This window comes from Pseudomonas sp. IT-P74, assembly GCF_949768175.1.
Lineage (GTDB): Bacteria > Pseudomonadota > Gammaproteobacteria > Pseudomonadales > Pseudomonadaceae > Aquipseudomonas.
On record NZ_CATKQD010000001.1, the window covers coordinates 55,874 to 71,405 of the forward strand.

The following is a 15,532-nucleotide window of genomic DNA, read 5'->3' on the forward strand; positions in this document are numbered from 1 at the left end:
TAAGCACAAAGTTGCTGGCAGTTCGATAATTGTGCGGTGTCCGCCTTCAGGTTTTAGATGGCCCATGAAAAAGCCCTGCATGAGCAGGGCTTTTTTGTCGTCGCAAGAGTTAGCCGCGCAACCAGGAATCAACGGTGGCTGCACCGTATTGTTCTTTCCAGGCTTTCAGGCCGCGGTGGTTGCCGCCCTTGGTTTCAATCAGCTCGCCGGTGTGCGGGTTCTGATAAACCTTGACCACACGGGCGCGGCGGGTTTTAGGGGCTGCTGCCTGCAACAGGCCGGATTTTGCCGGGTTAGGGTCGAGAATGGCGATGATGTCGCGCAGGCTCTTGCCATAGGTTTTCATCAAGCCCTGGAGCTTTTCTTCGAATTCGATTTCTTTCTTGAGCCCGGCATCGTTCTTCAGGGATTCCAACTGCTTGAGCTGTTCTTGAAGGGCCTTTTCGGCTGCACGAAATTCAGCGAGTCTGGACAATATCTTTACTCCAATAGTGTGTTTGGCTGAGACCAACCGCAAACAAAGCTATAAGCCAAGAGCCTTGAAGCGACTCGGTGATAGTGGCTCACCTGCCCATTTAGCGCAGGCATGAAAAATTGTAGTAGTTAATTGTCCAAGAGTAAATCCTGTCTTTTTCTTCATGTAACGTCAGTAGTGTTTTGATTCAAATTGGTGCGGGTAATCGTTTGTTTTGGCGATTGAATTTGCGATTTAATGGTTGCTTAATGCACTAATGAACTCCGCCCCGGGCATGGGTTTGCCGTAAAGGTAACCTTGCAGGAAGTTGACCTGACGAACGCTCAGGTAATCACTCTGCTCGCGGGTTTCGACACCTTCGGCCACCAGGGCAAGATCGAGTTTGGCCGCCAGTTCGATGATGCTGTCCAAGAGGTGGCTCGAGAGCGTGTCGACGCCGATCATGGCGACAAAGCTCTGGTCGATTTTCAGAAAATCGACATTGAACTGTCGCAGGTAGCCAAGGCTTGAGTGGCCCGTGCCGAAGTCGTCGATGGCGATTTTCACGCCCAGTTCGCGAAGTTGCTCGAACAGTTGCAGGGTAATGGCCGTGGGCTCGATCAGTTCACGTTCGGTCAGTTCCAGTACCAGATGGATCGAGCCCGGTTCGAACGCATCGAGAAACTCGCGGCAATCCTTGACCAGTTCCAGGTCCTGGCAATGGCTGGCGGTGATGTTGATGCCAATGTGAAACGGCTTGTTGAAGCTGGCCGAATGCGGTGCGAGCAGGGCGGTGGTTTGTCGCATCAGCGAGCGGGTCATCGGTACGATCAGCCCGGAGTGCTCGGCAAACGGAATGAACAGATCCGGACGCACCAGGCCTTCCTTCGGATGTTGCCAGCGCATCAGCACTTCAGCGCCGGACCAGCTTTTGCTGTCGCCCTGGACCACGGGCTGGAAATACGGAATGAACTCTGAAGCTTCCAGTGCCCGCTGCATTTCATAGGTGGGTGACGATGAGCGCTTTTGCAGGAAGTGACCAATTGCCCCGGCAATCACGCCGAAGAAAATCAGCAGGCTGAACAGCGGCGGATATTCGCTGCTCATGTATCGCCAGGTTTCGCCTTTGGGGAAACCGGCTTCCACGGCAAACGCATAGTGCCCGGAGGTCAAACGACTTTGCGCAACGGGCAACTCAGGCGCAGCGCCTCTGTGAACCTTGCCGTCGGCGGATATCCAGTCCGGGCCAACTTGCAGCAACAGCAAGGTCTTGCGGCCGATCAGGCGCAGGACATTGCTCAAGTGATAACCGTCGAGCGTTGTCAGCGCGCCTTTTTTGCCTTCGCTCAGGCGGTACACCAGCAAGGCGGTGTTGGGCGTTACCGGATTGCCGTTCATGAGCCATAAGGCGCCTTGGGTGTAGTCACCGGGGTTGACCGTCTCCTGGTAGTCGCCGAACAGAGAGCTGCAATAGAGGTTGTTGTCCCACACCAGATTGGTTGAGCGCACGAAGGGGCGGCGGGTGACCTGCTCGCGCAGCGCCAGTTTGACATCAGCGCAACCTTGGCCGGCCAGCGGCAGCAATTCACGCGCGGCCTGGGCGGTGTTGTCGAGCATCAGGTCGAACTGGCGAATCGCTTCTTCGGCGGTTTGTTCGGTGTCTTGTTTGAGCGCACGCCCTGCTTGCATGTAAAGAATGGCGGCCCCCAGCAGCATCGGGAGCAATCCACTGATCAGGGTGACCGCCATTCTTTTTCTGCGACTGCGGGTTTTGGCTTTCAGCGGCATTCGCGAGTCCTGTCACGAAGAAGTAAGGCTCTCAATTGATGGCGGGGCAAAAACGCCTCCCGTGAAGAGTTCGGGTATGGTCCATGATAGTTGGCCGTTGGCGGTTATGCCGCTCAATGCAAATCCAGGCTTTCGGCCAGCTTGATAAAGGCCAGCGTCGCGGGTGATGCCTGGCGTCGATCGAGCACCGCCAGGCCGACCTCGCGCAACACCACCGGTGACAGCGGTTTTTTCACCCAGCGGCGGTCAACCTGATCGGGCAATGAACCCTCGGCAACCACCGTCACTGCATCGCCACGAGCGACGACATCCAGGGTGCTGATCAACTGCGAGCAGCGATAACGGATGTTGGGCGTCAGTCGGGCCGCCGTGAACAGGCGTGAAACCAGCTCCGAAGAACCGGCTTCGGTCAGCACGAACGGGGAATCGCACAGGTCCTTCAGGCTCAGGCTGTCGTGATCCGCCAGCGGATGGCCTTGGGGCAGCAGCGCGACCATCTGGTCCTGGATCAACGAGACCGTGTCGAAACGCTCCTCGGGCAGCACCACAAAGCCGATGTCGATCCGACGTTCCTCCAGCCACTGGAGCACCTGGCGGTCGGGGCCTTCGTCGATATGCACCTCGATGCCGGGATGGGCCGCGCGGTACTGCTGCAGAATCAACGGCAGCAATTTGATCGATGAAGTCGGCCCGAAGGAGCCGATGCGCAGCGTGCCGCGTTTCATGCCCCGCGCATCGGCCGCTTCCTGGCGCAGGGTGTTGGCCAGGCCGAGCATCGCCCGGGCGCGCAGCAGCAACTGCTGGCCAATGTCGCTCAATTCGACCCGGGATTGATGGCGGCGCAACAACTCGACACCCAGCTCCAGCTCCAGGGACTTCAACGCATGGGACACCGCCGATTGGGAAATACCCAGGCGATTGGCTGCTGCCGTGAAGCCTTGGAGTTCGGCGACCAGGGAGAAAATCTCCAGTTGAGTGAGGGTCATGAGTGATTGCTCATTTTACGATGACTGGGGATTAGTCGAATGATACGGCATCTCTCTGACATCCGGACCTGGAATCCATGACCATCTGCGAGCAAGGCCTGTCAAAATCCTCGGATCTGCCGGTGTACCTGAAACTGGCGGCAGTCACCATGGTATGGGGTGGCACTTTCGTCGCCGGGCGCTATCTGGCTGGCGGCCTCAGTCCGTTACTGGCGGCCAGCCTGCGGTTTCTGCTGGCCAGCGTGGCGTTGCTGCTGTTTGTGCACATGGCGCGGACACCGCTGGTCCGGCCCAGCCCCCGGCGATGGCTGCAATTGTCATTGCTTGGCTTTTTCGGGATCTTTTTCTACAACCTGTGCTTCTTTTACGGCCTGCATTACATCAACGCTTCACGGGCGTCCTTGATCGTGGCGCTGAACCCGGCGGTGATCGGCCTGGCTTCCTGGCTGCTGTTCAAGGAGCGTTTGAACCGGGCCAAGGTCGTCGGCATTGCGGTCTGCATGGCGGGCGCGAGCATGGTGATCTTTAGTCGTGACCCGAAACTACTGGCCGGCGGTGCCGACACCTGGCTTGGGGACTTGTTGATTTTTGGCTGTGTCCTCGGCTGGGGTGTCTACTCGCTGTTCTCCAAAGAGCTGAACCACACCCTGGGACCGGTGCAAACGGTGACCTGGTCGATCTTGCTGGGCACCGTCATGCTCTGGATCACCTGCATCGTGCGCGGTGAGGTGAGTGTTGCTGCGATCGCTCAACTCGGCGTGCAGCAATGGTTGAGTCTTTTGTACCTCGGCGTGCTGGGATCGGCGCTGGCATACATTGGCTACTACGATGGCATTCGCAAGATCGGCGCAACCCGTTCCGGGGTGTTCATTGCCTTGAATCCGTTGACGGCGGTGATCCTTGGCGCGCTGCTGCTGGATGAGCCGCTGACGTTGGCCATGTGCCTGGGTGGCGGGCTGATCCTGGCGGGGATTTTCCTCTGCAACAAACCCCTTGCGCGGGCATGGAAAAAGGGGATTTGATACAGAAGGCGGACAAACTGATTTACGCTGTGTAGAATCGGTTTACGCATACAATAATAATCGTCTTCTGGCAGCAGAAGCCTCGCCCGCAAGAGCCTTGGGTCGATAATGAAGATATTCGGGTTTCAACTGATCTACGGTGACTTTCTCGCCCGCAGTGTGCGGGGCATCTCCTGTGCGCCACCCACCGGTCTCAGCATTGCTTACAACTAACCTTTGTTAATTGATAAAAAATGATGAGGCGCCGACCATGGCAGATTTATACGAAAACCCAATGGGCCTGATGGGCTTTGAATTCATCGAACTCGCATCGCCGACCCCGAACACCCTGGAGCCGATCTTCGAGATCATGGGCTTCACCAAGGTGGCGACCCACCGTTCCAAGGACGTGCACCTGTATCGCCAGGGCGCGATCAACCTGATCCTCAACAACGAACCCCACAGCGTGGCCTCATACTTCGCGGCCGAGCACGGTCCGTCGGTGTGCGGCATGGCGTTTCGCGTCAAGGATTCGCAAAAAGCCTACAAGCGTGCCCTGGAGCTCGGCGCCCAGCCGATCCACATCGAAACCGGCCCGATGGAACTGAACCTGCCGGCCATCAAAGGCATCGGTGGTGCGCCGCTGTACCTGATCGACCGTTTCGGCGAAGGCAGTTCGATCTATGACATCGACTTCGTGTTCATCGAAGGTGTCGACCGCCATCCGGTCGGTGCCGGCCTGAAGATCATCGATCACCTGACCCACAACGTGTATCGCGGTCGCATGGCCTACTGGGCCAACTTCTACGAGAAACTGTTCAACTTCCGCGAAATCCGCTACTTCGACATCAAGGGCGAATACACCGGCCTGACTTCCAAGGCCATGACCGCACCCGATGGCATGATCCGCATCCCGCTGAACGAAGAGTCGTCCAAGGGCGCCGGGCAGATCGAAGAGTTCCTGATGCAGTTCAACGGCGAGGGCATCCAGCACGTTGCGTTCCTGTCCGATGACCTGATCAAGACCTGGGACCACCTGAAAAGCATTGGCATGCGCTTCATGACCGCGCCGCCGGAAACCTACTACGAAATGCTCGAAGGCCGTTTGCCGAACCACGGCGAGCCGGTGGACCAACTGCAGGCGCGGGGCATTTTGCTGGACGGTTCGTCCGAGTCGGGCGACAAGCGTCTGCTGCTGCAGATCTTCTCGGAAACCCTGATGGGGCCGGTGTTCTTCGAGTTCATCCAGCGCAAGGGCGACGACGGTTTCGGCGAAGGCAACTTCAAGGCACTGTTCGAATCCATCGAGCGTGACCAGGTTCGTCGTGGTGTTCTCTCTACCGACTAAATCCTTGCAGATGTAGTAACCGTAGGAGCGAGCCTGCTCGCGATAGCTATCTGTCAGCCAATATCTATGTTGAGTCTGAAGACGCCATCGCGAGCAGGCTCGCTCCTACAATTGTTTTGCGTGTACTTAAGACCTGCGCTGGCGCACCAGATGCTTGAACCCTTCGAACACCAGCACCAGCACCGCCATCCAGATCGGGATGTAGGTCAGCCATTCGCCGGCCTTGATGCTTTCTCCCAGTAGCAACGCCACGCCCAGCAGCAACACCGGTTCGACATAGCTCAACAAGCCGAACAGGCTGAACGGCAGCAGGCGACTGGCAATGATGTAGATCACCAGTGCCGATGCGCTGATCACGCCGAGCATCGGGATCAACAGCGACAACCATGGATGCTGATCAAACACACCAAAACCTTGCGCGCCGCTCTGGACGAACCAGAAGGCCACCGGCAGGGTCAACGCCATGTCCAGCCATAACCCGCCGAGGTTGTCCGCCGCCAGCCGTTTGCGCAGGATGAAGTAGGTTGGATAGCCAATGCAGACCAGCAAGGTCGCCCAGGAAAAACCACCGACCTGATACACCTCGTTGACCACCCCCAGGCAGGCGAACACCACGGCGACTTTTTGTAGGTACGACAGGCGTTCACCGTAGGCCAGGCGGCCGGTCAGGACCATGGTCAGCGGCAGCAGGAAATAGCCCAGTGATACGTCGAGGCTGTAGCCGTTCAACGGCGCCCACATGAACAGCCATAACTGCACGCCGAGCAGGGCAGAGGAGGCGATCAGCGCGCCCATCAGTTTCGGATTGGACTTGGCGCGCCAAACGATCTCCAGCACGCGCTTCCATTCCCCGGACACCACCATGAACACGGTCATGCACGGGACGGTCAGCAGCATGCGCCAGCCGAAGATTTCCACACCGCTCAAGGGGGTGAGCAGCGACGTGTAGTAATACATGACGGCAAACAGCACCGAGGCTGAAACCGATAGAGCGATACCTTTAGACAAGCTGTCCTCGCGAGGTTGAAGGTGAAACGGGGGCGGAGGATACGTGGTTTTCGAGCCGAATATTGACCCATCGATCAACACGGACCAATTGTAGGAGTGAGCCTGCTCGCGATAGCGATCTGTCATCCAACATCTCTGTTGAATGTAGTACCGCTATCGCGAGCAGGCTCACTCCTACAATGGGTTTTGTGTTGTGTCAGGTACTGTGCGGTTTACGCCCTGACACAAAATGGCTCACATCATTGAACCCCGGTGTCGACGCATGCCCCGGTGTCACCAGCGAATCGATGAACGCCTCGTCCTCGGCCGTGATCTTCACCGCCTGCGCCTTAGTGTAGGCGTCCCATTGCGCTTCGGTACGCGGCCCGACAATGGCCGAGGTCACGGCGCTGTTGTTTAGCACCCAGGCAATCGCGAACTCGACGATGCCCACACCGCGCTCCTGGGTGTACTGCTGGATCTGCTGAGCGATGCGCAGGGATTCGACACGCCATTCGGTTTCCAGGATGCGTTTGTCCTGGCGTCCGGCACGGCTGTCGGCATCAGGTTTCACATCCGGCGCGTATTTGCCACTGAGCACCCCGCGCGCCAGCGGGCTGTAGGGCACCACGCCAAGACCGTAGTTTTGCGCGGCCGTGATCTGCTCCGTTTCAGCCTGGCGGTTGACGATGTTGTACAGCGGCTGGCTGATCACCGGCCGGTCAACGCCAAGCTTGTCGGCCACGCGAATGACTTCGGCGATGCGCCAGCCACGGTAATTGGACAGGCCCCAGTAACGGATTTTCCCTTGGCGGATCAAGTCGCCGATGGCCGAGACCGTGACCTCCAGCGGCGTGTTGTGGTCTTCGCGGTGCAGGTAATAGATGTCGAGGTAGTCGGTGCCCAGGCGCGTCAGGCTGGCATCGATGCCGTTGAACAGATGCTTGCGGCTCAGGCCGCTGCGGTTGGGGACGCCGTCCAGGGGACCGAAGCCGACCTTGGTCGCCAGCACCCATTCATGGCGGCGGCTGGCGATGGCCTCGCCGACGATTTCTTCGGAGCGGCCGTTGGTGTAGACGTCGGCGGTGTCGATGAAGTTGATGCCCTGGTCCCAGGCCTTGTCGATGATTCGCAGGGAATCTTCGGTGCTGGTCTGTTCGCCGAACATCATGGTACCCAGGGTCAGGGTGGACACCTGCAGACCCGATTGACCCAGCGTGCGGTAGCTCATGAGCAAATCCTTTTACCAGTGGGAAAGGTCCAATCAGATACCAGAACCATTGCCGGGAGCAAACGCAAATCTCAAGCACACTCGAATCAAACTGTAGGAGCGAGCCTGCTCGCGAAGAACTGCAGGACACCACGTTTATCCAGGATAAACGCGTTGTCGTTGACGTCCATCGCGAGCAGGCTCGCTCCTACAGTGGTCAGGTGGTGCTTAGGCGCGCAGGGTACGGGTCATGCGCAACGCCAGCAAACTGCCGCAGACGATCACACCCGCCAGCAGGTACAGCGCCGCATCGGTCGAACCAGTGCTGTCCTTGACCCAACCCACCAGGTACGGGCTGAGGAAGCCGGCCATCTGTCCCATGGAGTTGATCAGCGCCAGGCCGCCAGCCGCGGCACCCGCGCTGAGCAGGGCGGTCGGCACTGGCCAGAACATCGGCAGGCCGGTGAGGGCGCCCATGGTGGCGATGGTCAGGCCGAGAATGGCGATGGCCGGGTTGGCGGCGAAGTTCACCGCGATCAGCAGCCCCAATGCCCCCATCAGCATCGGCACTACCAAATGCCAGCGACGTTCCTGGCGCAGGTCCGCCGAGCGACCCACGACCAGCATGAACACCGCGGCCAGCAGATACGGAATCGCACTGAGCCAGCCGATCACCAGGTTATCGCTGAAGCCCAGGTTCTTGATGATCGACGGCAGCCAGAAGTTGATCGCGTACACGCCACTCTGGATGCAGAAATAGATCAGGCCGAAGGCCCAGATCGCCGGGTTCTTGAACACCGCCAGTAGCGAATCGGTGGTGGTTTTCGGCTTGTTGGCCAGGTCTTCAGCGTGGTCGGCTTCCAGCACCGAGCGCTCGAACGGGGTCAGCCACTGGGCGTTGGCATAGCTGTCGCTGAGCAGGAAATAAGCCAGCGCACCGAGGATGACGGTGGGAATGCCTTGCAGCAGGAACATCCACTGCCAGCCAGCGAGGCCGCCTTGACCTGCGGCGAAGTGGTTGAGAATCCAGCCGGAGAACGGGCTGCCGAGCAGGCCGGAGACCGGGATCGCCGACATGAACAAGGCCATGATGCGGCCACGGCGGAAGGTCGGGAACCACTGCGAGAGGTACAACACCACACCCGGGAAGAACCCGGCTTCGGCCGCGCCGGTGAACAGGCGCAGGGTATAGAACTCGGTCGGCGTGGTGACGAACAGCAGACAGGTCGACAGGGTGCCCCAAGTGATCATCATCAGTGCGATCCAGCGCCGTGGGCCGAACCTGGTCAGGGCCAGGTTGCTTGGCACGCCGCACAGTACGTAGCCGATAAAGAAAATGCCGGCGCCGAGGCCGTATACGGTTTCGCTGAACTTCAGCGCGTCGAGCATCTGCAGTTTGGCAAATCCAACGTTTACCCGGTCGAGGTAGTTGAACAGGTAGCAGATGAAAATGAAGGGGATCAAGCGCAGGGTAATGCGCTTGTAGACGGCGTTTTTGTCGTCAGCGATGGCGTCGGACGCTACGGCGCTCTGTGTCATGGCGGCTCTCTCTTTATTATGATTTTTTGCGATGCAAAGGGTAACGTTGATCGCCCAGAGAGTCTCGACCACCCTCCGGGTGGCTGTCTTTGTGCCTGAGCACAGGGTTTGCAACCAAGGCCTGTGCGGGTGAACAACCCGCTCCATCACCGTCTTCAAGGATCACTTGCATGTTCGAACTCGATCACGACCTGGCCCAGGACATCGTCGACCGGGCGATGGCCATCCTGCCGTACAACGTCAACGTCATGGACAGCCAGGGCTTGATCCTGGGCAGCGGCGAGCCGGAGCGGGTCAACACCCGGCATGAAGGCGCGCAACTGGTCCTGGCCAATGGCCGGGTGGTGGAGATCGATGCGCAGACGGCGATTCATCTCAAGGGCGTGCAGCCGGGCATCAACTTGCCGTTGATGCTCGACCAGCGCCTGATCGGCGTATTGGGCATCACCGGCGAACCCGAGCAACTGCGCACTTACGCCGAACTGGTACGCATGACCGCCGAAATGCTGGTGGGCCAGCGAAACCAGCAGGCCGAACAACAATGGCGGCGCCAGCGCTGCGATGATCTGCTGGCATTGTTGCTCAGCGAAGCCGGGGATGCTCCGCGACTGGTCGATGAAGCGCAGCAGTTGGGCCTCAAGCCCCAGATGACCCGGGTACCGTACCTGTTCGAACTGGGCCTGGAGCATGCGCCAGGGCAAACCGTCGAGGCGCTCAGCGCCTGGTTGACCACCCGCCACCCGGACAGTTGGTGCGTGAGCTCGGCCAAGACCTCGTTGCTCTGGTGCCGGCCGGCGAGCCAGTCGGTGGAGAACGAGCGCTTGCTGGACAAGCTCGACGGCCTGGGCTGGAACATCCTGCGCATTGCCGTGGGCGGGCAGGCCGATGGACTTTCCGGCTTGCGGCGCTGCTATCGCCGGGTCGGTGACTTGCTGGCCTACGGGCGCGAAGTGTTGCCGCGCTCCCGATTGCTGACGCTCAACCGCTATCGGTTGCCGGTGATGCTCTGGCGCCACCGCAACGACGACGCCCTCGATGAATTGCTCAATCCGCTGCGCAAGGTCATTGCCAAGGACAGCAACGGCCAGTTGCTGGCAACCCTGCGCAGCTGGTGCGAACACGACGGCCAGAGCCAGGCCTGCGCCGATGCACTGGGCATCCATCGCAACAGCCTGCGCTATCGCATGGAGCGGATTGCCGAGTTGAGTGGGGTTGATCCGTTGCGACTGGACGGCATGCTGGCGTTGTACCTGGGTGTGCAACTGCTGCCCGAGTCAGACTCAATTTCGTGAGCGACAAAATCCCCCTGTGGGAGCCTGCTCGCGATGGCGGCGCATCAGTCAGCATGAATGTCGCTGACACACCGCCATCGCGAGCAGGCTCGCTCCCACAGTTGTGGAAATGAACAATAATCCTCAACACCGCTTGTGCAGTGGCCCGGCGTTATTGTTCATGGCGGCTGGCAGCATGTGGGCATTGGAACTGGAGAATTCCCATGAAAATCGTGATCGCCCCCGACTCGTTCAAGGACAGCCTCAGCGCCCAAGGCGTGGCCGATGCCATTGCATTGGGATTGGCGCAGGTCTGGCCCGATGCCCAACTGATCAAATGCCCGATGGCCGACGGCGGGGAAGGGACTGTCGAGTCGATTCTTGCGGCGTGCGATGGCGAGCTGCGCCGCAATGAGGTGCGTGGGCCTCTGGGGGCTACGGTGAGTGCCGCTTGGGGCTGGTTGCCCGATAGCCACACCGCGATCATCGAAATGGCAGAGGCCAGCGGTTTGCAATTGGTCCCGGTGGCGCAACGGGATGCGTGCATCAGCAGCACCTTCGGTACCGGGCAACTGATCCGCGCCGCGCTGGATGCCGGTGCGCAACGGGTGATCCTGGCGATTGGCGGCAGTGCGACCAATGACGGCGGCGCCGGTGCCATGCAGGCCTTGGGCGTGAAATTGCTCGACGCCCAGGGGCAGACGCTGTCACCGGGAGGCCTCGCTCTGGCGCAATTGGCCCGCGTCGACCTGAGCGATATCGATCCGCGTCTGGCCCGGGTCCGCTTCGACATCGCCGCCGACGTCAACAACCCGCTGTGCGGCCCCCACGGTGCCTCGGCGATCTTCGGCCCGCAAAAAGGCGCCTCGCCCGCGCAGATCGAGCCACTGGACCGCGCCCTCGGACACTTTGCCGACCATTGCGCGAGCACCTTGAACAACGACGTGCGCGACGAACCGGGAAGCGGCGCGGCGGGTGGCCTGGGGTTTGCCGCCAAAGCGTTCCTGGGGGCGCAGTTCAAGGCCGGGGTCGAGGTGGTTGCCGAGCTCGTGGGCTTGGCGGACGCCGTTGCAGGGGCCGATCTGGTGATCACCGGGGAAGGGCGTTTCGATGCACAAACCCTGCGCGGCAAGACGCCGTTTGGTGTGGCGCGTGTCGCCAGCCAGCAAGGCGTGCCGGTCATCGTCATCGCCGGCACTCTGGGCGACGGCTATCAGGCGCTCTATGAGCATGGCATCGACGCCGCGTTCGCCCTGGCGAGCGGACCGATGACCCTGGAACAGGCCTGCGCCGAAGCCCCGCGCTTGCTGCGTGAGCGGGCGACCGATATCGCTCGCGTCTGGCGGATGGCCGTTCGCAAGCACTGACTTATCCATGTTTTGAACGCCATGGTGGCGCGTTTCGTGATTTGAGATAGGGTTGTGGCTGGGAGTACCCGCGCGACAGGAGAAAGACATGCGCTACTCAGCCTTGACCCAACGAATCGCCGGTGACGGAGCGGCGGCCTGGCAGATTCACGATCGAGCGCTGCAATTGCGCGAACAGGGCGTCGACGTCCTGCTGTTGTCAATTGGCGACCCGGACTTTGATACGCCGCAACCCATCGTCCAGGCCGCCATTGCCAGCCTGCTGGCCGGTGATACGCACTATCCTGAAGTGCGCGGCAGTCGAGGACTGCGCGACAGCATCGCCCGTCGGCACCGGCAACGCAGTGGTCAGGTGGTGGACGCCGAACATGTGATCGTCTTTCCGGGCGCGCAGTGCGCGGTGTATTCGGTGGCGCAATGCCTGCTCGATCCGGGCGATGAAGTGATTGTCGCCGAGCCGATGTACGTGACCTATGAGGGCGTGATCGGCGCTTGTGCGGCCACAGTGGTCCCGGTGCCAGTGCACCCGCAGAACGGGTTTCGCGTCGCCCCGGCGGATGTCGCGGCTCGGATCACGCCAAAGACTCGCGCCATCCTGCTCAACAGTCCGAACAATCCATCCGGCGCCAGCTTGTCACTGGCGATCTGGCAGGAGCTGGTAGCGCTGTGCATTCGTCACGATTTGTGGCTGATCAGCGATGAGGTCTACAGCGATCTGCTGTACGAGGGCGAGCACATCAGCCCCGCGAGCCTACCGGGCATGGCCGAGCGGACGGCGACGATCAACAGCCTGTCCAAGTCCCACGCCATGAGCGGTTGGCGGGTGGGCTGGGTGGTCGGGCCCAAACCCATGGCCGAGCATCTGGTGAACCTGTCGTTGAGCATGCTGTTCGGCATTCCGGATTTCGTGCAGAACGCCGCGCAACTGGCATTGGATGAAGACCTGCCCGAAGTGGCGATGATGCGCGAGGAGTATCGCCAGCGCCGTGACCTGGTGTGTGCAAGTCTGGGCCAATGCCCGGGCCTCAGGCCGATTCGCCCGGATGGCGGGATGTTCGTGATGGTCGATGTGCGCCAGACCGGTTTGTCGGCCCAGCGCTTTGCCGAGATGCTACTGGAAGGCTATGGCGTGTCGGTGCTGGCCGGAGAAGCTTTCGGGCCGAGTGCGGCGGGGCATATCCGCATCGGGTTGGTGGTGGACCAGCGCAAACTGGCCGATGCCTGTCGGCGCATTGCATTATGCGCGGCGGATTTGCTGGTCGCGCGCCGCGCCTGATCCATCAAGCCTTCCACGCTTTTGCGTTCACCAGATTGGCCGGCCGTTCACCCGCCAGCGCCGCCAACAGGTTGTCCACCGCGCATTTGGCCATGGCCTCCCGTGTTTCATGGGTGGCCGAGCCGATGTGTGGTGTCGCTACCACGTTGTTCAACTGCAACAAAGGCGAGTCCTGATCCAACGGTTCGCGTTCGAATACATCCAGCCCCGCCGCGCGAATCTGGCCTGCGCGCAAGGCTTCGATCAGCGCGGCTTCGTCCACGACCTTGCCTCGTGAAATATTGATGAAGATGGTCTCGGGACGCATCAGGGCGAACTGTTCTGCGCCGATCAGCCCTTCGGTTTGCGCGGTCAGCGGCAACGTCAGGCAAACGAAATCGGCCTGTTGCAACAGCTCCGGCAGGCTTCGATAGTGCGCATTGAAACGCTGTCCCACCGCAGGTTTCGGTGACTGGCTGTGATAGATCACCGGCATGCCAAACCCGAAATGCCCACGCTGGGCGAGGGCTTCGCCAATGCGGCCCATGCCAATGATGCCCAGGGTCTTGCCGTGCACATCGCTGCCGAAATGCATGGGGCCGATGTTGCGGGTCCACTTGCCTTCGCGAATCATGTTGGCCAATTCCACAACGCGCCGGGCCGTTGCCAGAATCAGCGCGAAACCGGTGTCGGCGGTGGTTTCTGTCAATACATCCGGCGTGTTGCTGAGCAGGATGCGCCGCTCGGTCAGGTAGTCGATGTCGTAGTTGTCGACACCCACCGAAACGCTGGCAATGGCTTGAAGGTCGGGTGCCAGATCGAGCAGTTCGGCATCCAGTTTCAGGCTGGCACCCAGCAAGCCATGGGCGTGGGGCAGGGCATCGCGCAGTTTGGCCAGACCCTCGGCACCAAGGTTTTCGATCAGCGTCACTTCGGCCTGCTCGTGCAGGCGAGCCATCAGCAGCGGCGAGAGTTTCTTGTACAGGACGACCTGCTTTTTCATCGTTGAGATCTCAAATTCAATTCAGGAATGTGCCGTGGCAGTGCGCGTTACCGTGGCCGTGGGCCGCTCCCGATCACTGGCGCCGGGCTTGAGGCAAATCGTCAGTACCACCGAGAACATCAGCGCGCCGCTCATCAACAGGTACGAGGCGCCGGGCGAGCCGGTGGAGCTGTTCAGGTACCCGACCAGGTAGGAGCCGCCAAAGGAACCGAGGGCGCCCATGCTGTTGATCAGCGCCATGGCGCCGCCGGCAACGTTGGCCGGAAGGATCTCCGGAATGATCGCGAAGAACGGCCCATAGGGCGCGTACATGCAGGCGCCGGCAATTACCAGCAGGGTGTAGGACCACCAGAAGTGTTCGGCACCCAGGGCGTAGGAACCATAAAAGGCAATCGAGGCGATCAGCAGTGGCGGCCAGACGAAACGCTTACGTTTTTGCAACTTGTCCGACCCCCAGGACACCAGCAGCATGCCGATCACCGCCGCCAGGTACGGCAGCGCCGACAGCCAGCCGGCCTGGACCATGTCCATCTGCGCGCCGGCCTTGAGGATTGACGGCAACCACAACACGAAGCCGTACACGCCAATGCTCCAGCAGAAAAACTGCAGTGCCAGGATGATCACTTTGGGTGAACGGAACGCTTCTGCGTAGTTCTTCACGGCCTTGATGCCGACCTGTTCGGCGGCCAGTGCGCTTTCCAGGTCCTGTTTTTCCTGATCATCGAGCCACTTGGCTTGTGACGGACGATCATCGGCCAGACGCCACCAGATGAATGCCCACAACACCGCTGGCAACCCTTCGACGATGAACATCCAGCGCCAGCTGTAATGCTGCACCAGATAGCCCGAGACCACCGACATCCACAGCATGGTCACCGGGTTGCCGAGGATCAGGAAAGTGTTGGCCCGGGAGCGTTCGGCACGGGTGAACCAGTGGCATAGATAAATCAGCATCGCCGGCATCACTGCCGCTTCGACCACGCCGAGCATGAAGCGGATGACGATCAGCCAATAGGCATTGGAGACAATCCCGGTCAACGTCGCCAGGCTGCCCCAGAGGATCAGGCTAACGAAAATCAGTTTCTTCACACTGTGTTTCTGCGCGTAGATCGCGCCGGGTACCTGGAAGAAAAAGTAGCCGAGGAAGAACAGCGCGCCGAGCATTGACGACAGGCCTGGTGTGATCATCAGGTCCGCGGCCATACCGGACGCGGCGGCGAACCCATAGTTGGCGCGATCCAGATACGCCAGGCTATAGGTGATGAACACGATGGGCATGATGTACCACCAGCGGCGGGTGGCGAGCGTTGCGGTTTTCATGGT

General features: G+C 60.3%; 13 protein-coding genes. 5 read left to right on the forward strand and 8 right to left on the reverse strand.

All coding sequences use genetic code 11. From position 1 onward, the window contains the following. Positions 1-109 precede the first annotated feature (109 nt). The 3 genes from ACM6J5_RS00285 to ACM6J5_RS00295 all read right to left on the reverse strand — a co-directional run bounded on the left by ACM6J5_RS00285 (position 110) and on the right by ACM6J5_RS00295 (position 3,228). On the reverse strand, positions 110-475 hold the full coding sequence (locus ACM6J5_RS00285; RefSeq protein WP_008051761.1) for a histone-like nucleoid-structuring protein, MvaT/MvaU family: 366 nt from the start codon (positions 473-475) through the stop codon (positions 110-112). A 234-nt stretch (positions 476-709) separates the two neighbouring features. Further along, complete coding sequence (locus tag ACM6J5_RS00290) at positions 710-2,242, reverse strand: EAL domain-containing protein (protein ID WP_414927552.1); 1,533 nt, start codon at positions 2,240-2,242, stop codon at positions 710-712. Between the two features lie 113 nt (positions 2,243-2,355). Next, entirely contained in the window at positions 2,356-3,228 is an 873-nt protein-coding gene (locus tag ACM6J5_RS00295) for a LysR family transcriptional regulator (RefSeq protein WP_095945070.1), read from the reverse strand. 77 nt (positions 3,229-3,305) lie between these two features. On the opposite strand from ACM6J5_RS00295, the gene ACM6J5_RS00300 reads away from it, so the two are divergent. Both ACM6J5_RS00300 and hppD read left to right on the forward strand, forming a co-directional pair. After that, a complete protein-coding gene (locus ACM6J5_RS00300; protein WP_414927553.1) occupies positions 3,306-4,250 on the forward strand; it encodes a DMT family transporter in 945 nt (314 codons plus the stop codon). Positions 4,251-4,500: 250 nt separating this feature from the next. Further along, positions 4,501-5,577: a 4-hydroxyphenylpyruvate dioxygenase gene (gene hppD, locus ACM6J5_RS00305; protein WP_057714671.1), complete on the forward strand. Its 1,077-nt coding sequence runs from the start codon at positions 4,501-4,503 to the stop codon at positions 5,575-5,577. 126 nt (positions 5,578-5,703) lie between these two features. On the opposite strand, the gene rarD is transcribed toward hppD, so the two are convergent. The 3 genes from rarD to ACM6J5_RS00320 all read right to left on the reverse strand — a co-directional run bounded on the left by rarD (position 5,704) and on the right by ACM6J5_RS00320 (position 9,313). Further along, the gene (rarD, locus tag ACM6J5_RS00310; protein ID WP_095945072.1) at positions 5,704-6,585 is read right to left on the reverse strand and encodes an EamA family transporter RarD; all 882 of its coding nucleotides are present in this window, start codon (positions 6,583-6,585) and stop codon (positions 5,704-5,706) included. A 196-nt stretch (positions 6,586-6,781) separates the two neighbouring features. Continuing rightward, positions 6,782-7,795: an aldo/keto reductase gene (locus tag ACM6J5_RS00315; RefSeq protein ID WP_414927554.1), complete on the reverse strand. Its 1,014-nt coding sequence runs from the start codon at positions 7,793-7,795 to the stop codon at positions 6,782-6,784. Positions 7,796-8,002: 207 nt separating this feature from the next. Continuing rightward, positions 8,003-9,313 carry an MFS transporter gene (locus ACM6J5_RS00320; protein ID WP_095945074.1) on the reverse strand — a complete coding sequence of 437 codons (1,311 nt, stop codon included), beginning with the start codon at positions 9,311-9,313 and terminating at the stop codon, positions 8,003-8,005. A 170-nt stretch (positions 9,314-9,483) separates the two neighbouring features. Here ACM6J5_RS00320 and ACM6J5_RS00325 point away from each other — a divergent pair, with 170 nt between their 5' ends. From ACM6J5_RS00325 to ACM6J5_RS00335, 3 genes are all read left to right on the forward strand, one after another. Beyond that, complete coding sequence (locus ACM6J5_RS00325; protein ID WP_414927555.1) at positions 9,484-10,605, forward strand: sugar diacid recognition domain-containing protein; 1,122 nt, start codon at positions 9,484-9,486, stop codon at positions 10,603-10,605. Between the two features lie 203 nt (positions 10,606-10,808). Continuing rightward, a complete protein-coding gene (locus ACM6J5_RS00330) occupies positions 10,809-11,951 on the forward strand; it encodes a glycerate kinase (protein WP_414927556.1) in 1,143 nt (380 codons plus the stop codon). A gap of 88 nt (positions 11,952-12,039) precedes the next feature. Further along, a complete protein-coding gene (locus ACM6J5_RS00335) occupies positions 12,040-13,227 on the forward strand; it encodes a pyridoxal phosphate-dependent aminotransferase (protein WP_414927557.1) in 1,188 nt (395 codons plus the stop codon). Positions 13,228-13,231: 4 nt separating this feature from the next. Here the strand turns inward: ACM6J5_RS00335 and ACM6J5_RS00340 are convergent, their stop codons facing one another. After that, positions 13,232-14,209: a 2-hydroxyacid dehydrogenase gene (locus tag ACM6J5_RS00340; protein ID WP_414927558.1), complete on the reverse strand. Its 978-nt coding sequence runs from the start codon at positions 14,207-14,209 to the stop codon at positions 13,232-13,234. A gap of 21 nt (positions 14,210-14,230) precedes the next feature. Beyond that, the gene (locus ACM6J5_RS00345) at positions 14,231-15,529 is read right to left on the reverse strand and encodes an MFS transporter (protein ID WP_095945079.1); all 1,299 of its coding nucleotides are present in this window, start codon (positions 15,527-15,529) and stop codon (positions 14,231-14,233) included. Positions 15,530-15,532: the final 3 nt, after the last annotated feature.